Consider the following 19,593-nt stretch of genomic DNA (forward strand, 5'->3'; position numbering starts at 1 on the left):
CCCCATGCGCCGTTCGAAAATCGTCTGTACTCTCGGCCCCGCGGTCGACTCCCACGAGCAGCTTGTCGCGTTGATCGAAGCCGGCATGAACGTGGCCCGCTTCAACTTCAGCCACGGCTCGCACGCCGAGCACCAGGGCCGGTACGACCGGGTCCGGGCCGCCGCCAAGGAGACCGGCCGGGCCATCGGTGTCCTCGCCGACCTCCAGGGCCCGAAGATCCGGCTGGAGACCTTCGCCGAGGGTCCCGTGGAGCTGGTCCGCGGTGACGAGTTCACCATCACCACCGAGGACGTCCCCGGCGACAAGACGATCTGCGGGACGACCTACAAGGGCCTGCCCGGCGACGTGAACAAGGGCGACCAGGTCCTCATCAACGACGGCAACGTCGAGCTGAAGGTCACCGAGGTCGAGGGCCCCCGGGTGAAGACGATCGTCATCGAGGGCGGCGTCATCTCCGACCACAAGGGCATCAACCTGCCCGGCGCGGCCGTCAACGTGCCCGCCCTGTCGGAGAAGGACATCGAGGACCTGCGCTTCGCCCTCCGCATGGGCTGCGACCTGGTCGCGCTGTCGTTCGTCCGGGACGCCAAGGACGTCCAGGACGTGCACCGCGTGATGGACGAGGAGGGCCGCCGCGTCCCGGTCGTCGCCAAGGTGGAGAAGCCGCAGGCGGTGCAGAACATGGAGGACGTCGTGATGGCGTTCGACGGCGTGATGGTCGCCCGTGGCGACCTCGCCGTCGAGTACCCGCTCGAGAAGGTCCCCATGGTGCAGAAGCGGCTCATCGAGCTGTGCCGCCGCAACGCCAAGCCGGTGATCGTGGCGACCCAGATGATGGAGTCGATGATCACCAACTCCCGTCCGACCCGCGCCGAGGCCTCCGACGTGGCCAACGCGATCCTGGACGGCGCCGACGCGGTCATGCTGTCCGCCGAGTCGAGCGTGGGCGCGTACCCGATCGAGACCGTCAAGACGATGTCGAAGATCGTCACCGCGGCCGAGCAGGAGCTGATGTCCAAGGGCCTGCAGCCGCTGGTTCCGGGCAAGAAGCCCCGCACGCAGGGCGGTTCGGTGGCCCGTGCCGCCTGCGAGATCGCCGACTTCCTCGGCGGCCGCGGCCTGGTGGCCTTCACGCAGTCCGGCGACACCGCCCGCCGGCTGTCCCGCTACCGCGCCCAGCAGCCGATCATCGCCTTCACCACCGACGAGGGCACCCGCAACCAGATGGCGCTCAGCTGGGGCGTCGAGCCGTACGTCGTGCCGTTCGTGAACAGCACCGACGAGATGGTCGAACTGGTCGAGCAGGAGCTGGTCAAGCTCAACCGCTTCAACACCGGTGACATCGTGGTGATCACCGCCGGTTCGCCCCCCGGCGTCCCCGGCACCACCAACATGGTCCGCGTCCACCACCTGGGCGACGCCACGAGCTGACCCCCGCCCCACCCGCCCGGACGACCGAGGGCGCCCCCTGCGCACAGGGGGCGCCCTCGCTGGCGTTCATGGCTGATCATCCTCTATCCATATTCGATCAGATGTGAAAATCTTGTGCCGCTCCCGGGGAGGGGGCACAGGGGGAACGCGCCTGACCAGCGCACATGTCTCACCCGACGGACCACATCCGTCGGCTCTTCACACCAGCTGCCGCGCAGCCATGTCCGCCTGCTCTCTTCCTGGCCTCATCATCCGACAGCAGACAGGCGACGACATGCGAAGAGCCCTGCGCTCGCGGGGGTTGTCCGGCACCGCTCTGGTGGCCGCCTCCGCCGTACTCACCGGACTGGTGTACGCGACACCGGCCCGCGCCGACGACCCCCCGGCCGATGACCCGGACGCCGGCAGTGTCCGGATCAGTCTCGGGATGCGCGCCCGTACGGACCGGTGCGTGGCCGGCACGGCACTGCACATCGGCGGCCCCGCCCTCAAGACCGCGGCCGCCAAGGCCCTGAACGGCACCGACACCGAACTCGCCGCCGCCCTGGAAGGCCACCAACTGGGCCTGGGCACGATCGGTGACGCCCGCTCCAAGGACAACGACGCCGTCATCGACTACCTGGACCAGTCCCGCAAGCGCAAGGAGCGCTGGGAGACGGCCAACAAGATCTACGCACAGACGGGCTGGGACTCGGGCACCGAGTACCACGCTCCGGAGTTCGACAAGGGGATCGTCGCCTTCACCCTGGGTCCCCAGCGCGACCTCTACGGCAGGCTCGGGCAGGACGGCCGCAGCGTGCCCACCAAGGCCTCGGTCGACCAGGCGAAGAAGGTCGCCGAGGAGATCAAGGGCCAGGACGACTGGAACGACTTCGCGGTCGGCACCATGCTCGGGGACACCGACGTCCGCGGCCCCTACAACACCACCACCGCCAGCGACGTCGCCTCCTTCCTGCGCCACGGCGGCTTCGTCACCAAGCCGCTGGAGGAGGGCTCCGCCGAGTACCGCCTGGAGGTCGAGGCGCTCAAGGTCGCCTGGGGCGGTTGCGACAGCTTCAACCCCGTCGACGCCCGCCGGATCCTCACCCCGGTGGTCCTGACCGCCCATCAGGAGTGGGAGCAGGAGTACGCCGCCCAGGCCAAGCCCCGGACGACCATCATGGCCGCCGAGGCGACCGCCTCGGCCGAGGCCCGCAAGGCCACCGAGGCGATGATCGAGTCCATCGGGCAGGCGTGGCTCGCCGAGCAGATCCTCCTGTGGCAGAAGTACTGGGCGGGCCAGCCCAAGGACAACATCCACCGGCCCAAGGCGGCGGTCTTCACCCAGGCGAAGACGGATCTCGCCAACGCCCAGAAGCGCGCCGCCGACCAGCTGACGCTCGCCAACAAGGCGGTGGCGTCGGCCAAGACGGCCTCCGAGCAGGCGGGCACGGCCCAGAACGACGCCTACGCCCTCGCCGACGCCGCCAAGACGCCGCGCGGCCGGGGTCTGCTGTACGCGCAGCAGTCGGTGCAGGTCGCCAAGGCCTCGTACGCCGCCGCCCAGGCCGCGGCGAAGGCCACGCAGACCGCGGTGAACGCGGCCAAGGCGACGGTGGCCGACAGCAAGGCGCTGTTCGCGCTGTCCAAGACCCAGGCGCACGCCATCAACACCGAGTTCCGCCGGATCGCCGCGCAGGAGGCGGCCGCCCAGGCCAAGGCGGCCCGGGTGTCCGCGGACGCGCTGGCCAAGGAGGCCGCGGCCAACGCCACGAAGGCGAAGAACGCCCAGGCCACGGCCGAGGCGGCACAGGAGACCGCCCGCGAGGCGGCGCAGACCGCCAAGGAGCAGCGCACCAAGGCCGAGCAGGAGAAGGCCGTCGCGGCGAAGGAACGCCGTACCGCGGCCGGTGAACGCGGCAAGGCACAAGCGGCCGAGAAGCGCGCGGCCGAGGAACGCGAGACGGCCGGAAGCGCCCGCACCAAGGCGGAGAGTGCCGCCAAGACGGCCGACGAGCAACTCGGCGTGGCGCTCGCGGCCGAGGGCAAGGCCGCCGCGGCGCGGGAGAAGGCCGAGGAGGCGGAGCGCAACAAGAAGGCCACCGCCGCACGAGCCGCCGCCCTGGAGTCGGCCGCCGCCGCGGCCGTCGGTACCGGTGCCGCGGCCGAGACCCGTGAGGCGGCCACCGTCGCCCGCGCCGCCGCCGACGACGCGGCCGGCGCGGCCACCCGGGCGAACACCGCCGCCGGCGAGGCGAGCACCGCGGCACAGAAGGCACGCGCCGCCGCCACCCGGTCCGAGGCCGCGGCCCAGCGCTCGAACGCGGCCGCGGACAAGGCCTGGTCGGCCTACCAGACGGCTGTGGCCGCGGGCGCCACCGCGCATGCCGCAGCCGCCGAGGCCATCGACGCCTCCGATGCCGCGTCGGCGAACGCCGCCAAGGCGGAGCAGGAGGCCAAGAAGGCCCAAGCCGCCTCCCTGAAGGCGGGCAAGGAGGCCGAAGCGGCCCGCACCGAGGCGGCCAGGACCAGCTCTTGGGCGGCCGTGACCGCCGGGCACGCCTATGCGGCCGGCCTGGCGGCTTCGGCAGCCCGCGACTCGGCCGCCGAGGTCATCAAGCCCGCCAACGAGGCCATCACCGTCGGGACTCCCTACAAGGAGACCGACACCGCGGCCGCGTTCGCGGTGCTCGTCGGACAGACCTCGAAGCCGATCGCCGAGCGGCAGGCCGCCGCGGCAGCGGCCAAGGCCAAGGACGCGGCCAAGGCGGCCGCCGACGCCAAGGCACTGGCCGACAAGGCGTCCGGTGACGCCAAGCTCGCCGCCCAGGCGGCAGCCGCAGCCGCGGCCGACGCGGCGGCCGCGCTCACCTCCGCCTCCGCCGCCCGCGCTTCGGCCGCGGAAGCGGCCAAGGCCGCCGAGGCCGCCAAGAAGGCCGACACCAAGACCGGCGAGTACGTGGCCCAGGCGGGCACGGACTGGTTCTACGCGGACTTCGCGGCCCGCGAGGCGTCGACCGAGGCCGCCGCGGCGAACGACGAGGCCACCGAGGCCGAGAAGAGCGCCGTCAACGCCCGCGCCTCCGCCGACGCCGCCACGCGCGACGCCGGCGCCGCGGACTCGGCGGCCACCCGGTCCGAGAAGGACGCCGACGCCGCGGAGAAGTCCGCGGCCAACGCCGACGAGGACGCGAAGGCGGCCGACGCGGCGGCGGACCGCGCCGAGAAGGAGTTCCTGGAGGAGCTGGAGGAAGAGCGCAAGGCGGCCCTGGAGGGTCCCAAGCCGGCGACGGGGCCGGACCTGACCCAGAACGAGGAGGCCCTGCTCCGGGCCCAGTGCGGCCAGACCTGCGTCGACGATTTCCGCGAGGCCAAGCAACTCCTGGCCATGGACGTCATGGACTGGGTGGTCGCCAACGGCGGCCAGATCATCCTCGACGAGCTCGGCTACACCGACGCCAAGAAGTGCTTCACCAAGCGCGACGTCGAGGGCTGCCTGTGGACGCTGGTGAACGTGATCCTCGTGGGCGCGGCCGTCACCAAGATCCCGGCGGTCGGCAAGGCGATCTACCGGGTCGGCAACGGGATCCACAGCTTCTGGGAGCGCCTCGACAAGGCCAAGGACACCCTGGACCGGTTGCGTACGGTCGTCGACCGGGTCAAGAAGGGGCAGAGCGCCGTGGCGTGCCTCGTCCCGCTCGCCGAGGGAGCCGCAGCGCGGCAGGCCCCGTCCCACCAGGCGGCAGCGAACGCGGGCAGGGTCGCCACTGCCGCCTCCGCGGGGAACCCGAAGGTCTGCGTGACCTCGGCGCTCGGCAAGAACAGCCGGCTGGCGAAGCTCGCGGAGAAGTCCACGAAGAACCAGGCCGTGCAGCGTGAGATGAACCAGCTCATCAACAAGCTGATGGGCGGCAACGACCAGCCGGGCAAGGGTTCCAGGGCGCTGTCGCACGGCATCCGGTACCTTCGGGGCGACGCCGGCGCGCGGCTGTTCTTCCGCGAGGTCGACGGCGGCTTCGAGATCATCGGCAAGTCCGACAAGCCGAACGAGCCGAACGTCATCAAGGAGTTGCTGAAGATCTATGGCTCATGAGCCCCTGGTGACGGTGGAGACGGCCGACTTCTCCATCACCTATGTACTGGCCCTGGACGACGACGCAGGCACTGTCGAGGACGTGGACGCCGTCATCACCACCGGTGACGGCGCAGGGTGGACCGCGACACTCATGACGGCACGGAAGATCGCCGAGGTGCTGGACGAGCGTTCCTCGACCGGCGGGGACCCGTGTCTGCGGATCCCCGACCTCGTGGTCGTGCGCAGCGGCGGCCTCCCGGCCATGACCGCGGCCCTGGTCGACCTCTTCGGCCGACACGGCCTGGACACCGATGTCCTGCCGCGCTTCGTCGACGACGAGGACGAGGAAGAGGACGACTGACGCATCGCGCAACGAGCTGTGCCCCGCCGGACGAATCCGGCGGGGCACAGCTCGTTGCGGCTCCCTGGAAGACCTCGCAGGCGGCGTCAGTCCGTGACGTACTGGCGCAGCCCCGGCACGGTCAGCGTGCCGCCGAACTGGGCGGCCTGGGTGACCTTCACCTTGGTGAAGTAGATCAGCGGGATGTTCAGGGGCGGCGGGTGCTCCGGGTCGAAGGTGACCGGGATCAGTCCGAGCAGGTTGCCGGAGATGCTCTCCGTGTACATCACCGTCTTGCCGTCGTCGATCGTGGAGGTCGATCCCTTCGCGGCCTGGACGTGGTGCGTCTTCCCGGACTGCTTGTCCTTCACCAGCTGGTGCAGGTCCCCGATGTCGGTGCCGTTGCTGATGACGTACTTCAGCACCTTCTTGGTGGTCCCGCTGGCCGTCCTGACCTCGACGATGCCCTGGTAGTCGGCGCCCTTGAGCGTCAGGGAGCTGGCTTCCAGGTACCACGGTTCGTCGGGCACCAGGATCTGGTTGTCGACGCCTCCCTCGGCGTCGGTGGCGGCCGGGCAGTCCTCGGGGTCGACCGACGGGCTCGCGGAGGGGCTGGGGGAAGCGGTGGCCTCGTCCGCCGCCTCCTCGGCCTTGTCCTCGGCGTCCTCGGCCGCCTTCGACGCCGCGTCGGTGGTGTCCTTCGCGGTGTCCTCGACGGTGTCCTTCACGGCGTCGGTGGCCTTGCCGGCGGTCTTCCCGGCGCTGGCGGCGGCGTCGGACGTGTCCGTGCCCGAGGGCTTCTCGGTCTTCTCCGGCGTGCTCGTCTCCGCGGACGGGGACGAGCTGGACGCCGACGGCGTGGGGCTCGGGCTCTCGGTGGACTTGCCGCCCGTGAGGATGCCGCCGATCGCGTCGCCGATGCCCTCGAGGAGGCCGCCGCTCCTGGACTCCGAGGGGCTGGGCGCCGCCTCGTCCTCCTTCTCGTCCGAGGCGTCCCCGGAGGCGGAAGGGGCGGGCTTCGGTTCGGCCTTGTCGCCCGGGTCGTCGGAACCTGAATCCGACGAACCTGACGAACCGGAGGAACCCGACGGGCTCTTGTCCGCGTCCGTGCCCGAACCGCCCGCCGACGCCGAGGGAGTCGGCTCGGCCGCAGGGATGTCCTTGCCGCCGTCGTCCTCACTGCCGCTCGCCGAGGGCGAGGGGGAGGGCGAGGCGTCGGCCTTGTCCTTGTCGTCCTTGCCGTCCTTGTCGAGCGCCTCGACGCAGTCCTTGTACTCGTCGGCCTTGAGGCTGTTGGACGCCGTCGGGTGGTCGTCGGCGAGGGCCAGCGTCGGGGTGAAGCCCATGCCCATGAGGACGGCGGTGGGCATCGCCGCCATGGCTATCGCCTTGCCGGCCGGCATCTGGAACCTGGTGAACAGCGGCTTCCTGGGGGCCGCGTGACGGGGACCCGTTCTCGGCCGGTCCTGCGTCCCGGGGAACTGGTCGCGGGCGTCAGCCGACACGGTGCCCCCCGTGGTGCGCCTCGGGCCGCACGTCGCCGGCCGCCTCGCCGTCACCGGTCCCCGGCGCGGGGTGCGGGTGCCCCGGCTCCCCGGGCTCGCCGGCGGGGGTGGGCTCCCAGGCGGCCTTGTCCGCGGGACCCTGGTCCGCCGCCCCCTTGCCGCGCCCGGTGTCCTCCGGCCGGCCCGGCGCCCAGGCCATCGCCAGTGCGCCGCCGAGCATGGCGAGCAGGAAGCCGATGATGAAACCGCCGATGTTGGAGACCACCAGCGACACCAGGGCCAGGATGATCGCCGCCACACCGGCGAAGATGCGCGTCGCCTGCTGGAACCACATCGTCAGGCCCAGCGTGACGAGCAGGACGCCGATGATGAGGGAGCCGGCACCCGCGGTGGTCGCCATGGTGAGCGACATGGTTCCCAGCTTCAGGGTGGCGTAGGGGAAGTAGGCGATCGGCACGCCGCCGAGGATGGTGAACAGCCCCGCCCAGAACGGCCGGTTGCCCCGCCAGTCACGGAATCGCCGACGCAGCCGGGTGAAGGTCCCGGCGCTCTGGACCGGAGTCTCGGCACTCATGGAAAACAGCTCCCTCGGTCCGGTGGAGGTACGTACCGGCTCGGCCGTAGGCGTTCAGTAGCCGGAAATGGTGAGTCTGTGGAGGCGCCCGGCGTACGGCCGGGCCGGGCGGCGGGGCGGGGAAGCGACGGCTTCCCCGCCCTTCAGGGGCGCTTCGGCCCTGGGGGTGTCTGTCGGCCGGAGACCGTCAGAAGCACTCCATCTCCTTGTTCATGCCGAGCTTCATCGACAGACCGTTCAGCGTGAACGTGCCGGCGGAGGTCGCCCACGCCGTCTGCTCGACCTTTGTGAGGTCGGCCGACTCGGCCTGCTGGGCGAAGCCGCCCGGCAGGACGTTCTCGCCCTGCTTGACGTCGGGGCCGCGGGTCTTGTCCTTGACGGCGACGCCGATGTCGATGTTCTTGAACTTCGCGTCGGCGTCGAGCTGGGCGACGTCGATGTAGAGGTTCTCGGCGGTGACCGGCTTGTCGTTGCCCGCCTCGAGACGGAGGTACACCGTCTTGCCGATGAGCGGGATCGGCGTCGCGACCGACTGACACATCTTCTTGATGGTCGCCGTGTCGAACGAGGAGATGGCGACCGGGACCGGCACCTTCTCCTTGCCCTCGGTCGTCTTGTAGACGGTGTCGATTCCGCCGTACTGGGCGAAACCGTCACCGTGCAGGTGACCGGCCGACACCTTGAACTGCTGGCCGGAGACGCTGAACGACGCGGCGAGCGCCCCCTGAGCGAGTCCGACACCCACACATGCCGCGGCGGCGACGCTGGGCACCATGACCACAGCGAACCGCTTCCATCTGGTCCCGCCACGCACCTGGGACTCCATATTTCCTCCTTCTCGGACGTACATCTCCTGTCCTGGCCCGCCGCGAACTGCGGCTCAGCCGGGCAGGGATGGGAGAAGTGCTACGTCCTCGGGAAGGAGAGCGCCTGCACTCGGCGGCGCAACTGCGCCCGAATCACCGGCGATCACCCCCGAGCGACAACCACTGGTCGCGCCTGACACGCATCACGCACAACCCTGCTGGACAGGCTTCACCCGGTGGGCGAAGACCCCCCTGTCCAAGAGCCGGCGCCACTGCCGCCGGCTCTGCTCGGTGGGGACCCAGATCGTCCCGCGACCCAACCGGCTGCCGGGGTACGGGAATGGACCGAGCGTGGCCGATCGTGGTGCATTCTCGCCGCCCGCACAAGGGGGTTCGTTACTCACTAGTAACGGCGGGATAACCGAACAACGACCCAACGGTCTCGGACGGCAACGCAGGGTGGCGCCGGACGGCGGTACAAAGCTGTTGATCGCTGGACAGAATCCGACAGATCAACGCCCCGGACTTACTGGTAGTAACAGCGGCCGCGATTGCCAAGATTTGGCAAAGCGCGGCCGCAGTGAGGACTCCACAGCAGACTTTTCACCTGGGCACCACAGGCCCGGGCGTTTAGCGACTGGTCAGAACAGAGCGCGCGCCAGGGCCCGGCGCGCCGCGATCACCCGCGGGTCCTCGGGGCCGACGACCTCGAACAGCTCCAGCAGCCGCACGCGTACGGCGTCCCGGTCGTCGCCCGCCGTGCGCGCCACGGTCTCGATGAGCCGGCCGAACGCGTCCTCGACGTGACCGCCCACCAGGTCCAGGTCGGCGGCGGCGATCTGCGCCTGCACGTCGGACGGCTTCTCGGCCGCGTCCCGGCGCACGCGCTGCGGGTCGGCGCCCTGCACCCGCTGGAGCAACTCGGCCTGTGCGAGGCCCAGTTTGGCCTCCTCGTTGGCCGGGTCCTCGTTCAGCACGTTGCGGTAGGCCTGGATCGCCCCGCCCAGGTCGCCCGAGTCCAGTGCCTGCACGGCGGCCTCCAGGAGCCCGTCGTGCGGACCGGCCGGCCGCTCGGGGGCGGCGGGGGCGCCGCCCGGCTCGGCCTCCGGGTCGACGACGAGGCCGGTCAGGCCGAAGCGCTGCTCGGCGACCTGCACCAGCTGGTCCAGGGTCTGCCGGATCTGCGCCTCGCCCGCGGCACCCTGGAAGAGCGGCAGCGCCTGCCCGGCGACCACCGCGAACACCGCGGGGATCCCCTGGACACCGAACTGCTGCATCAGCATCTGGTTGGCGTCGACGTCGATCTTGGCGAGCAGGAAGCGGCCGTTGTACTCGACGGCCAGCCGCTCCAGGACGGGGCTCAGCTGCTTGCAGGGCTGACACCACTCGGCCCAGAAGTCGATGACGACCGGCACCTCGGCGGAGCGCTGCAGGACGTCGTTCTCGAAGCCCGCTTCGTCGACGTCGATGACCAGGTCGGCCGGGGAGATGGCCCCCGCGCCGCCCTCGCGGGCCGCCTGGGCCCGCGCCTGCTCCGCCTTCGCCTTGGCCTCCTGGGCCGCCTTCACCGCGGCGAGGTCGACGACTCCGCTCATGGACATGTTCCGTGGCTGCATGCGCCTATCCTCCCCCGTAGTGCGCGCGCGTGTGAAAACGCGGTGTGGAAGCCGGGCCGGTCGGTGCCCTTCGGCGCCGGGTCCCCACCCCACGCCGTGCGTGTCGAGGCCCGTGTACGTCCGGCACGGGCTTTCGCTACGAGTCGTAGCGTAATGCCAGACGTGGTCTTCGGGACACCGCCCCCCGGTGATCTCCCTCACGGGGCCGTGCGGGAACCGTCGGTTTATGGTCAGGACATGCACCGTCGCAGCCCGTCCGGCCGTTCCGGGCGCCCGCGCAGCGCCGCGGCGGACGCCGCGATCCTGGCCGCGACCCGTGCGGCGCTGGTGGACCTGGGCTGGTCCAAGCTCACCCTGGGGGACGTGGCGACGCGTGCGGGGGTTGCGAAGACGACGCTCTACCGCCGCTGGGCGGGCAAGAACGAACTGGTCGTCGACGCCGTGGCCGAACTGTTCGACGCGCTGGAGCTGCCCGACTGCGGCTCGCTGGCCGCGGACATCGAGGGCGTGGTGCTGCAGTTCGCCGCGATCCTGGCCCTCCCGGAGGCGCGCAGCGGACTGATGGCGGTGGTGGCGGAGGCCACCCGCGACGAGGCGCTGCGCGAGCGCATCCGCGCCTCCGTGGTGGACCGGCAGAAGCGGCTGGTCGTGGAGGGCCGCGCCCGGGCCCAGGCGCGCGGCGAACTCCCGGCCGAGGACGACCCGGAGTCGGCGGCGCGCACGGTGGACCTGATCTTCGACATGGTGGCGGGCGCGGTGGTGCACCGCACCCTGGTGAGCGCGGAACCCGCCGACGAGGAGTGGGTCCGCGGCTTCACCAGGGTGCTGTTGCAGGGGCTGGGGTCGTAGCCGTCAGAAGCCGGCCGGCTCCGTGTACACGCCCCACTCGTCGCGGAGCACCCCGCAGATCTCCCCGAGGGTGGCCTCCGCGCGGACGGCGTCCAGCATCGGCTCGATCATGTTGGCGCCGCTGCGGGCGGCGGCCAGCATGGCGTCCAGGGCGGTGCGCACCGCCGCGTCGTCCCGCGCCGTCTTCCGGCCGGCCAGCACGCGCACCTGCTCGCGCTCCACCTCGTGGCTGACGCGCAGGATCTCCAGGTCCCCGGTCACCGAGCCGTCATGGCAGTTGACGCCGACGACCCTCTTGTCGCCCTTCTCCAGCGCCTGCTGGTAGCGGAACGCCGACTCGGCGATCTCGCCGGTGAACCAGCCGTCCTCGATGCCGCGCAGGATGCCGGAGGTGATCGGGCCGATGGGGTGCTGCCCGTCGGGGTGGGCCCGCAGACCGCGCTCCTTGATCTGGTCGAAGATCTTCTCGGCGTCGGCCTCGATGCGGTCGGTGAGCTGCTCGATGTACCAGGAACCGCCCAGCGGGTCGGCCACGTTGGCGACGCCGGTCTCCTCCATCAGCACCTGCTGCGTGCGCAGCGCGATCTCCGCGGCCTGCTCGCTCGGCAGGGCCAGGGTCTCGTCGAGCGCGTTGGTGTGCAGCGAGTTCGTCCCGCCGAGCACCGCGGCCAGGGCCTCGACGGCCGTGCGGACGACGTTGTTGTACGGCTGCTGGGCGGTGAGGGAGACACCCGCGGTCTGCGTGTGGAAGCGCAGCCACTGGGCCTTCTCCGACTGCGCGCCGTACACGTCCCGCATCCAGCGGGCCCAGATGCGGCGGGCCGCGCGGAACTTGGCGATCTCCTCGAAGAAGTCGACGTGCGCGTCGAAGAAGAAGGACAGGCCGGGCGCGAACACGTCGACGTCCAGGCCGCGCGAGAGGCCCAGCTCCACGTAGCCGAAGCCGTCCGCGAGGGTGTAGGCCAGCTCCTGGGCGGCCGTGGCCCCGGCCTCGCGGATGTGGTAGCCGGAGACGGACAACGGCTTGTACGCCGGGATCCCGCCCGCGCAGTACTCCATGAGGTCACCGATGAGCCGCAGGTGGGGCTCGGGCTGAAAGAGCCACTCCTTCTGGGCGATGTACTCCTTGAAGATGTCCGTCTGGAGCGTGCCGTTGAGGACGGACGGGTCGACGCCCTGCCGCTCGGCGGCGACCAGGTACATGCAGAAGACGGGCACGGCCGGGCCGCTGATGGTCATGGACGTGGTGACGTCGCCCAGCGGGATGTCCTTGAACAGGACCTCCATGTCGGCCGCCGAGTCGATCGCCACGCCGCAGTGCCCGACCTCGCCCAGCGAGCGCGGGTCGTCGGAGTCGCGGCCCATGAGGGTCGGCATGTCGAAGGCGACCGAGAGCCCGCCCCCGCCGTTGCGGAGGATCATCTTGTAGCGCTCGTTGGTCTGCTCGGCGTTGCCGAACCCGGCGAACTGCCGGATGGTCCAGGTGCGGCCCCGGTAGCCCGTCGCGTACAGACCGCGGGTGAAGGGGTACTCCCCGGGCCAGCCGATCCGCTCGAACCCGTCGTACCGGTCCCCGGGCCGGGGCCCGTACACCGGCTCCACGGGGTCCCCGGAGAGCGTGGTGAAGTCGGCCTCGCGCTTGCGTGCGGCGTCGTACCGGGCCTGCCAGCGGCGGCGGCCCTCCTCGATGGCGTCAGCGTCCATACCGTCGAATTTACTTGGACGTCCTAGTAAATGTCGATGGCTGACGGCAGTGACCTGGCGAACGGGTGAGGCCGGCCGCCGTACGCGCGCGTACGGCGGCGGTCCCGGGTGTTCTGCTACGCCTTGGCCGGCGCGGGCACGTCCTCGGCGAGCCTGCCGTCCAGCTCACGGCTGATCCGGCGCTCGACGAAGAACGCGGCCGTGGGGATCGTGCCGGCCAGCAGCACCCACAGCTGCTTCTTGACCGGCCACTTCGCCTTCGAGCCCAGATCGAAGGCGAAGATCAGGTACACGACGTACAGCCAGCCGTGCGCGATGCTGACCACCTGGGTGAAGTCGGCCGCGCCGCCCAGATCCAGGACGTACTTGCCGATCATTCCGAGGGTCAGCGCGACGAGCAGCACACCGGTGACGTAGGCCATGACCCGGTAGCGGGTCAGCACGCTCTTCTTCATGCCGTCGAGCGTAACGACCCGTTCCGGGAGATCTTGCCCCGGGTCACTGCTCCTCGAAGTCGCCGGCCGCGACGCGCAGCGGGCGCAGCATCGCGAAGATCTCGGCGCACTCCTCCGCGTCGTACGCGCCGAGCCCGAAGTCCATCGCCATCAGGTCCCGCGTGGCCGACTCGACCACCTCGCGGCCCTTGGCGGTGATGCTGGCCAGGGTGCCGCGGCCGTCGTTGGGGTTGGGCCGCTTGGCGACCAGGCCGGACCGGACCAGCCGGTCGACGGTGTTGGTCACGGACGTGGGGTGCACCATCAGCCGCTCGCCGATCTTGGACATCGGCAGCTCGCCCGACTTGGAGAAGGTGAGCAGCACCAGGGCCTCGTAGCGGGCGAAGGTCAGCCCGTACGGCCTGACCACCGCGTCGACCTCGGCGAGCAGGATCTGCTGGGCGCGCATGATCGAGGTGATCGCGGCCATGGACGGCACGTTCCCCCAGCGCTGCTTCCAGCGTTCGTCGGCGCGCGCGATCGGATCGAAGGAGAGACTGAGCGGCTTCGGCACGGACCAGACCTTACCGGCCGGTCACATGGTGGTCAGCTCCGTCTCGCCCTTCGGTCCACCCGCCGCCGCGGGCACCCCGGCGGCGGGAGGGCGAGGGCGCTACCGCGCGAGGTGCCGCTCCACCGTCTCCACCTTGGACGTCAGTCCGTCCGTCACACCGGGGCGGATGTCCGCCTTCAGCACGAGGGAGACGCGCGGCGCCCGCCGCTCGACCGCGGCCACGGCACGCCGGACGACGTCCATGACCTCGTCCCACTCCCCCTCCACGGAGGTGAACATCGCGTCCGTGGAGTTCGGCAGCCCGGACTCCCGCACCACCCGCACGGCGTCGGCGACGTACTCCCCCACGTCCTCGCCCACGCCCAGGGGCGTCACGGAGAAGGCGACGATCACGCGTTCACCACGCCTTCCTTGCGCACGCGCGAGGCGATGACCGCGTCCTCGGCCTCACGCCGCAGCCGGCGCTCGGCGAAGAAGCCGCCGGCCGGGAGCACCGAGAGGACGAAGTACAGCGCGGCGGTCCCCAGCGGCCACTTGGCCCGGTTCCAGGCGTCGGCCCAGAAGACGACGTAGAGGACGAACAGCGCACCGTGCACCGCCCCCATCACCGGCACGGCGTTGAAGTCCGTGGTCCGCTTCAGCACCGAGCAGACCAGCAGGAGCAGGAACGAGATCGCCTCGGGGGCCGAGACCAGGCGGAGGCGGCGGAGGGCGGTGGCGGTCTTGAGGTCCACGGGTCACCTTCGATGGCAGGGATCGGTTTGTGAACGCACGCACAAGCGTCGCGCCCATTGTGGCAAACCGCCCCGGCCGTCCGGTCCCTAGGGGTGCGCTCAGGGACGTTCTCCACCCACGGGGCCTGTCCGCGGGGCCCGGCCTGCGGATACCTTCGCGTACGTGGCGATGTTCCGACTTCAGAGCAGCAAGGTGCTCGCCGTCGACATGACCGGAGACGCCGTGAAGGCGAAGAACGGCTCGATGGTCGCGTACGACGGCGAGATGGCCTTCAAGAAACTCAGCGGCGGCGGCGAGGGCATACGGGGCATGGTGACCCGGCGCCTGACCGGCGAGCAGATGACGTTGATGGAGGTGAAGGGCCGGGGGACCTGCTGGTTCGCGGACCGGGCCTCCGAGATCAACCTGGTCCGCGTGCAGGGCGACAAGCTCTACGTGGAGTCGAGCAATCTGCTCGCCACCGACGGCGGGCTGCGCACGGGGACCGAGTTCACCGGCCTGCGCGGCGCCTCCCAGGGGAACGGGCTGTTCACCACGACCCTCGAGGGCCACGGCCAGGCAGCGATCATGTCGGACGGACCGGCGGTGGTGCTCCGGGTCAGTCCGCAGTACCCGCTGACCGTGGACCCGGGCGCGTACGTGGCGCACCAGGGGAACCTGCGGCAGTCCTTCCAGTCCGGTGTGACGTTCCGCACGCTGCTCGGGGAGGGCGGCGGCGAGGCGTTCCAGATGCGGTTCGAGGGGGACGGGCTGGTGTACGTGCAGCCGAGCGAGCGGAACACGATCGCGGGAGACGTGTGAGATGGGCTTCCGGGAGATCAACGGGAAGATGGTCGAGGCGACGGTCGCGCCCGGGCAGCGGCTGTTCAGCCAGCGCGGCGCGATGCTCGCGTACAAGGGCGAGGTGTCCTTCACGCCCGACATGGCGGGCGGCCAGGGCGGGATCATGTCGATGATCGGCCGCCGGGTCGCGAACGAGGACACCCCCCTGATGTCCGTCGAGGGCAGCGGCACGGTCCTGTTCGGGCACGGCGGGCACCACGTCCAGGTGATCCGCCTCACCGGCGACACCCTCTACGTCGAGGCGGACCGCCTGCTGGCCTTCGAGGGCACGCTCCAGCAGGGCACGATGTTCCTCGGTGCGCAGGGCGGCGTGATGGGCATGGTGCGCGGCCAGGTCAGCGGCCAGGGGCTGTTCACGACGACGCTGAAGGGGCACGGGTCCGTCGCGGTCATGGCCCACGGCGGCGTCATCGAGATCCCGATCACCCCGCAGCACCCGGTGCACGTCGACCCGCAGGCCTACGTCGCCCACCACGGCGAGGTCCGCAACAAGCTGTCCACCGCCCTGGGCTGGCGGGACATGGTGGGCCGCGGCTCCGGCGAGGCGTTCCAGCTGGAGCTGAGCGGCAGCGGTGCGGTGTACGTCCAGGCGTCGGAGGAGAAGCTGTGAGCACCTACGCATCCCCGGGCGCCGGCCCCGCGGTCTTCGACCCGGCGACCCTGCCCTGCGACGACAACGTCAATCCGTACACCTTCTGCGTGGAGCTCAAGGGGAGCCAGTGGTTCCTGCAGAAGGGGAAGATGATCGCCTACTACGGCTCGATGGACTTCAACGGCGTCGGGCACGGCCGGCTGGACCGTCTCGTGCGCACCTCGTTCCATTCGCCACTGCACGCGAGCGACTGGGTGGTGGCCGAGGGGTCGGGCAAGATGCTCCTGGCCGACCGGGCCTTCGACGTCAATTCGTACGACCTCGAGGACGGCAACCTGACCATTCGCTCGGGCAACCTGCTTGCTTTTCAGCCAAGTCTGTCGCTGAAGCAATCAATCGTGCCGGGTTTTCTGACGCTCATCGGGACGGGGAAGTTCGTGGCCGCGTCCAACGGCCCGGTGGTGTTCATGGAGCCCCCGATCCGGGTCGACCCCCAGGCGCTGGTCGGCTGGGCCGACTGCCCCTCGCCCTGCCACCACTACGACCACGGCTACATGACGGGCGTGATGGGCGGTCTACGTGCACTGACGGGCCTCGGGGGCGCCTCCGGCGAGGAGCACCAGTTCGAGTTCGTGGGCGCCGGCACGGTGCTGTTGCAGTCGTCCGAGACGTTGATGGCGGAGCAGGCGACGGGGGCGGTCCCGCACCAGGCGGGGGTGCCCGGCGCGGGGACGCACGGCCCGCAGGCGGGGCAGTCGGGCGTACCGCGCCTTCCCGGACAGCTGGGGGACCTCCAGCGTCGCTTCGGGCTGTGAGCGGTAGTCTGCGGAGTGTGACATCGAACGCCTGCGCACGGTTGTTCGCCAGGTGTGCGCTGTCACACGCCACCCCTCACTAGTTCGCCTTTCAACATTTTAGGTAGACTTCATTCATGGAGACCGAGACGGCCACCCGCTGGCTGACCGATGCGGAGCAGTGCGCTTGGCGCACCCACCTGGAGGTCAACAGGCTGTTGACGTACCAGCTCGAGAAGGACCTGCAGCCGTTCGGCCTGACGATGAACGACTACGAGATCCTCGTGAACCTCTCCGAGTCCGACGACCTGCGGATGCGGATGAGCGACCTCGCCTCCGCCACGATGCAGTCCAAGAGCCGCCTGTCGCACCAGATCACGCGCATGGAGAACGCGCACCTGGTCAGGCGCGAGAACTGCGAGTCGGACCGACGGGGGCTCTACGCGGTCCTCACCGACCACGGCATGGCGACGATGCAGAAGGTCGCGCCGCACCACGTGGCGTCCGTGCGCAGGCACTTCATCGACCTGCTGTCCCCGGAGACCCTCACGGAGCTCGACAAGGCACTCAAGCCCATCGCCGAGCACCTGCGCGGCCAGCGCGGGCGCCCCTGACCCGCTAGCGGAGCGGCAGGCGGAGTTCGAACAGGGCTCCGCCTGCGGGTCCCCGCCCGGCGGTGAGCGTGCCGCCGTGCCGGACGGCGACGTCCCGGGCGATGGCCAGCCCCAGTCCGGCGCCTCCGTCGTCCCGGCTGCGGGCCGCGTCGAGCCGGACGAACCGTTCGAAGATCCGCTCCCGGTCCGCCTCGGGCACCCCGTCGCCGTCGTCGGCCACCCCGACCACGGCCCGGTCGCCCTCGCGCCGCACGCTGACCGTCACGGCCGAGCGCGCGTGCCGCTGGGCGTTGTCCAGCAGATTGGCGAGCACCCGCCCCAGCTGCCCCCGCGACCCGGCCACCTCCACGGCCTCCGCCCGCACGCTCACGCCGGTCCGCCCGGTGGCCTCCTCGCGGGCCAGGGCGGCCAGGTCGACCGTCGCGTCCCCGGGCCGCTCCCCCGCGTCGAGCCGGGCGAGCAGCAGCAGGTCGGCGGCCAGTCGCTGGAGGCGCACGGTGTCCTCCACGGCCCCGTCGAGGTCCAGCAGCTCGGGGTGCGCGGCGGCCACCTCCAACTGCGTGCGCAGGGAGGCGATCGGGCTGCGCAGCTCGTGGGAGGCGTCCGCGACGAACCGGCGCTGCCGCTCCACGGACGTCTCCAGCGCCGCGAGCGTCTCGTTGGTGGTGCTGGCGAGCCGGGCGATCTCGTCGTGCGTGTCCGGCTCGGGCACCCGGCGCGCGAGGTCCTCGGACCGGGTGATCGCGGCCATCTCGCGCCGGATGCCCTCGACGGGGCGCAGGGCCCGCCGGGTCACCAGCCACGTCACGCCCGCGACGACGGCCAGCAGCAGCGGGAAGCCGATGAGCATCACGGTCAGGGCGGTGCGCACCGCCCCGTGCTCGGCGGCCAGCGGCCAGCCCGCGTAGACCTCGAGGTGGCCGCGGTCCCGGGTCTCCACCTCGACGGCGGCGAACCGGTAGTCCTCGGTGTCCCCGTCGATCGTCGCGGAGCCGTTGCTGAAGACGCTCTCCCCGGAGATCTCGCCCGGTGCGAGGCTCTCGCCGGAGTCGTCCTCGTCGTCCCCGTCCGGCGACGCGGCCGGCTGCGGCTCCACCCGGGTGCTGTCGGTGCCGCTGATCCGCTCCAGGTCTTCGCTGGCCGCGACCAGCCGTCCGTCCTCGTCGAGCACCTGCACCGGCCCGTCGTCGCCGTCCAGCCCGGACAGCTTGTCGTAGGGCGTGCCGGCGGCCAGTTCCGAGGCGACCGCGCGGGCGGAGCGCTCGGCCTGCGTTCCGGCCTCGCCGATCAGGTTGGACCGCAGGGACAGCAGCACGGCGGTCCCGGCCGCGACCAGGGCGACCGCGACGACGAGCGTGGCTCCCAGCGTGGCCCGCGCCCGGACGGACCCGAACAGCCGGCTCACGGCGCCGTCTCCAGCCGGTACCCGGCCCCGCGCACGGTCCGGATCAGCCCCGGGCGCAGCTTGCGCCGCAGCGTGCTGACGTACACCTCGACGATGTTGGGGTCGCCGTCGTAGGCGAAGTCCCAGACGTGCTCCAGGATCTCCGACTTGGACACGACCTCGCCGGGCCGCAGCACGAGCTGCTCCAGCACGGAGAACTCCTTGGCCGTCAGGGCGATCTCGGCGTCACCGAGAAAGACCCGGCGGGCGGCCGTGTCGACCTTCAGATCCCCGTGCACGTGCACGGGCGACGCCCCGCCGCCCTGCCCGCGCCGGCGCAGCAGCGCCTTCACACGGGCGACCAGCACGACGTAGGAGAACGGCTTGGTGAGGTAGTCGTCCGCGCCGGTGTCGAGGCCCTCGGCCTCGTCGTACTCGCCGTCCTTGGCGGTCAGCATCAGGATCGGCACGTCGTGGCCGGCGGCGCGCAGGGCGGCGCAGACCCGGTAGCCGTTGAGCCCCGGCAGCATGATGTCCAGGATCACCAGGTCGTGGACGCCCTCCGAGGCCCGGTGCAGCCCCTCCAGTCCGTCGTGGACGACGTCCACGGCGTACCCCTCGGCCGTCAGGCCTCTGGCGAGCGACAGGGCCAGCCGCTTCTCGTCCTCCACGATCAACAGGCGCATGCGTCCAGAGTGGCAAAGCCAAGCTGAAGATCCCTTCAGGGGGCTTCAGGTTCCTCT

At 71.0% G+C, this 19,593-nt stretch carries 19 protein-coding genes; 8 read left to right on the plus strand and 11 right to left on the minus strand.

Annotation, left to right across the window (positions count from 1 at the left end):
- Positions 1–4 precede the first annotated feature (4 nt).
- The 3 genes from pyk (at position 5) to ACH4C6_RS01405 (ending at position 5,847) form a co-directional block, all read left to right on the plus strand.
- Positions 5–1,432, plus strand: a complete 1,428-nt coding sequence (gene pyk / locus ACH4C6_RS01395) for a pyruvate kinase (RefSeq protein ID WP_398106495.1) — start codon at positions 5–7, stop codon at positions 1,430–1,432.
- Positions 1,433–1,706: 274 nt separating this feature from the next.
- Complete coding sequence (locus ACH4C6_RS01400; RefSeq protein WP_398106496.1) at positions 1,707–5,504, plus strand: hypothetical protein; 3,798 nt, start codon at positions 1,707–1,709, stop codon at positions 5,502–5,504.
- Complete coding sequence (locus tag ACH4C6_RS01405; protein ID WP_398106497.1) at positions 5,494–5,847, plus strand: hypothetical protein; 354 nt, start codon at positions 5,494–5,496, stop codon at positions 5,845–5,847. The genes ACH4C6_RS01400 and ACH4C6_RS01405 overlap by 11 nt, the downstream gene beginning before the upstream one ends.
- An 86-nt stretch (positions 5,848–5,933) precedes the next feature.
- Here ACH4C6_RS01405 and ACH4C6_RS01410 read toward each other — a convergent pair whose 3' ends face one another.
- The 4 genes from ACH4C6_RS01410 to ACH4C6_RS01425 form a co-directional block, all read right to left on the minus strand.
- Positions 5,934–7,229 carry a hypothetical protein gene (locus ACH4C6_RS01410; RefSeq protein WP_398107100.1) on the minus strand — a complete coding sequence of 432 codons (1,296 nt, stop codon included), beginning with the start codon at positions 7,227–7,229 and terminating at the stop codon, positions 5,934–5,936.
- 91 nt (positions 7,230–7,320) lie between these two features.
- The gene (locus tag ACH4C6_RS01415) at positions 7,321–7,905 is read right to left on the minus strand and encodes a DUF6114 domain-containing protein (protein WP_398106498.1); all 585 of its coding nucleotides are present in this window, start codon (positions 7,903–7,905) and stop codon (positions 7,321–7,323) included.
- Positions 7,906–8,092: 187 nt separating this feature from the next.
- A complete protein-coding gene (locus tag ACH4C6_RS01420; protein WP_398106499.1) occupies positions 8,093–8,731 on the minus strand; it encodes a DUF6230 family protein in 639 nt (212 codons plus the stop codon).
- 621 nt (positions 8,732–9,352) lie between these two features.
- Positions 9,353–10,327: a tetratricopeptide repeat protein gene (locus tag ACH4C6_RS01425; RefSeq protein WP_398106500.1), complete on the minus strand. Its 975-nt coding sequence runs from the start codon at positions 10,325–10,327 to the stop codon at positions 9,353–9,355.
- A 237-nt stretch (positions 10,328–10,564) separates the two neighbouring features.
- Between ACH4C6_RS01425 and ACH4C6_RS01430 the strand changes: the two genes are divergently transcribed.
- A complete protein-coding gene (locus ACH4C6_RS01430) occupies positions 10,565–11,176 on the plus strand; it encodes a TetR/AcrR family transcriptional regulator (RefSeq protein ID WP_398106501.1) in 612 nt (203 codons plus the stop codon).
- 3 nt (positions 11,177–11,179) lie between these two features.
- On the opposite strand, the gene ACH4C6_RS01435 is transcribed toward ACH4C6_RS01430, so the two are convergent.
- The 5 genes from ACH4C6_RS01435 to ACH4C6_RS01455 form a co-directional block, all read right to left on the minus strand.
- Positions 11,180–12,880, minus strand: a complete 1,701-nt coding sequence (locus ACH4C6_RS01435; RefSeq protein ID WP_398106502.1) for a methylmalonyl-CoA mutase — start codon at positions 12,878–12,880, stop codon at positions 11,180–11,182.
- Positions 12,881–12,996: 116 nt separating this feature from the next.
- Positions 12,997–13,335, minus strand: coding sequence for a DUF3817 domain-containing protein (locus tag ACH4C6_RS01440; RefSeq protein ID WP_398106503.1), 339 nt, complete (start codon positions 13,333–13,335; stop codon positions 12,997–12,999).
- Between the two features lie 43 nt (positions 13,336–13,378).
- Positions 13,379–13,888, minus strand: a complete 510-nt coding sequence (locus tag ACH4C6_RS01445) for a MarR family winged helix-turn-helix transcriptional regulator (RefSeq protein WP_369193661.1) — start codon at positions 13,886–13,888, stop codon at positions 13,379–13,381.
- Between the two features lie 99 nt (positions 13,889–13,987).
- Positions 13,988–14,281, minus strand: a complete 294-nt coding sequence (locus ACH4C6_RS01450) for an MTH1187 family thiamine-binding protein (protein WP_398106505.1) — start codon at positions 14,279–14,281, stop codon at positions 13,988–13,990.
- A complete protein-coding gene (locus ACH4C6_RS01455; RefSeq protein ID WP_398106506.1) occupies positions 14,278–14,622 on the minus strand; it encodes a DUF3817 domain-containing protein in 345 nt (114 codons plus the stop codon). Before ACH4C6_RS01455 ends, ACH4C6_RS01450 begins: the two co-directional genes overlap by 4 nt.
- A 169-nt stretch (positions 14,623–14,791) precedes the next feature.
- Here ACH4C6_RS01455 and ACH4C6_RS01460 point away from each other — a divergent pair, with 169 nt between their 5' ends.
- From ACH4C6_RS01460 to ACH4C6_RS01475, 4 genes are all read left to right on the plus strand, one after another.
- A complete protein-coding gene (locus tag ACH4C6_RS01460) occupies positions 14,792–15,424 on the plus strand; it encodes an AIM24 family protein (RefSeq protein ID WP_398107101.1) in 633 nt (210 codons plus the stop codon).
- Position 15,425: 1 nt separating this feature from the next.
- Positions 15,426–16,076 (plus strand): AIM24 family protein, encoded by a 651-nt coding sequence (locus ACH4C6_RS01465; RefSeq protein ID WP_398106507.1) that lies wholly within the window; start codon positions 15,426–15,428, stop codon positions 16,074–16,076.
- On the plus strand, positions 16,073–16,873 hold the full coding sequence (locus tag ACH4C6_RS01470; protein WP_398106508.1) for an AIM24 family protein: 801 nt from the start codon (positions 16,073–16,075) through the stop codon (positions 16,871–16,873). The genes ACH4C6_RS01465 and ACH4C6_RS01470 overlap by 4 nt, the downstream gene beginning before the upstream one ends.
- A 116-nt stretch (positions 16,874–16,989) precedes the next feature.
- The gene (locus ACH4C6_RS01475; RefSeq protein ID WP_369193665.1) at positions 16,990–17,466 is read left to right on the plus strand and encodes a MarR family winged helix-turn-helix transcriptional regulator; all 477 of its coding nucleotides are present in this window, start codon (positions 16,990–16,992) and stop codon (positions 17,464–17,466) included.
- Between the two features lie 4 nt (positions 17,467–17,470).
- Here ACH4C6_RS01475 and ACH4C6_RS01480 read toward each other — a convergent pair whose 3' ends face one another.
- Complete coding sequence (locus ACH4C6_RS01480; protein WP_398106510.1) at positions 17,471–18,871, minus strand: ATP-binding protein; 1,401 nt, start codon at positions 18,869–18,871, stop codon at positions 17,471–17,473.
- Entirely contained in the window at positions 18,868–19,536 is a 669-nt protein-coding gene (locus tag ACH4C6_RS01485; RefSeq protein WP_398106511.1) for a response regulator transcription factor, read from the minus strand. The genes ACH4C6_RS01480 and ACH4C6_RS01485 overlap by 4 nt, the downstream gene beginning before the upstream one ends.
- Between the last annotated feature and the right edge of the window lie 57 nt (positions 19,537–19,593).

Origin of the sequence: Streptomyces sp. NPDC017943 (genome assembly GCF_044328425.1) — a bacterium.
Lineage (GTDB): Bacteria > Actinomycetota > Actinomycetes > Streptomycetales > Streptomycetaceae > Streptomyces > Streptomyces djakartensis_A.

Coding starts and splice junctions, on each gene's coding strand:
- pyk (WP_398106495.1), top strand. CDS start 5: ATGCGCCGTTCGAAAATCGTCTGTACTCTCGGCCCCGCGGTCGACTCC.
- ACH4C6_RS01400 (WP_398106496.1), top strand. CDS start 1,707: ATGCGAAGAGCCCTGCGCTCGCGGGGGTTGTCCGGCACCGCTCTGGTG.
- ACH4C6_RS01405 (WP_398106497.1), top strand. CDS start 5,494: ATGGCTCATGAGCCCCTGGTGACGGTGGAGACGGCCGACTTCTCCATC.
- ACH4C6_RS01410 (WP_398107100.1), bottom strand. CDS start 7,229: ATGCCGGCCGGCAAGGCGATAGCCATGGCGGCGATGCCCACCGCCGTC.
- ACH4C6_RS01415 (WP_398106498.1), bottom strand. CDS start 7,905: ATGAGTGCCGAGACTCCGGTCCAGAGCGCCGGGACCTTCACCCGGCTG.
- ACH4C6_RS01420 (WP_398106499.1), bottom strand. CDS start 8,731: ATGGAGTCCCAGGTGCGTGGCGGGACCAGATGGAAGCGGTTCGCTGTG.
- ACH4C6_RS01425 (WP_398106500.1), bottom strand. CDS start 10,327: ATGCAGCCACGGAACATGTCCATGAGCGGAGTCGTCGACCTCGCCGCG.
- ACH4C6_RS01430 (WP_398106501.1), top strand. CDS start 10,565: ATGCACCGTCGCAGCCCGTCCGGCCGTTCCGGGCGCCCGCGCAGCGCC.
- ACH4C6_RS01435 (WP_398106502.1), bottom strand. CDS start 12,880: ATGGACGCTGACGCCATCGAGGAGGGCCGCCGCCGCTGGCAGGCCCGG.
- ACH4C6_RS01440 (WP_398106503.1), bottom strand. CDS start 13,335: ATGAAGAAGAGCGTGCTGACCCGCTACCGGGTCATGGCCTACGTCACC.
- ACH4C6_RS01460 (WP_398107101.1), top strand. CDS start 14,792: ATGTTCCGACTTCAGAGCAGCAAGGTGCTCGCCGTCGACATGACCGGA.
- ACH4C6_RS01465 (WP_398106507.1), top strand. CDS start 15,426: ATGGGCTTCCGGGAGATCAACGGGAAGATGGTCGAGGCGACGGTCGCG.
- ACH4C6_RS01475 (WP_369193665.1), top strand. CDS start 16,990: ATGGAGACCGAGACGGCCACCCGCTGGCTGACCGATGCGGAGCAGTGC.
- ACH4C6_RS01485 (WP_398106511.1), bottom strand. CDS start 19,536: ATGCGCCTGTTGATCGTGGAGGACGAGAAGCGGCTGGCCCTGTCGCTC.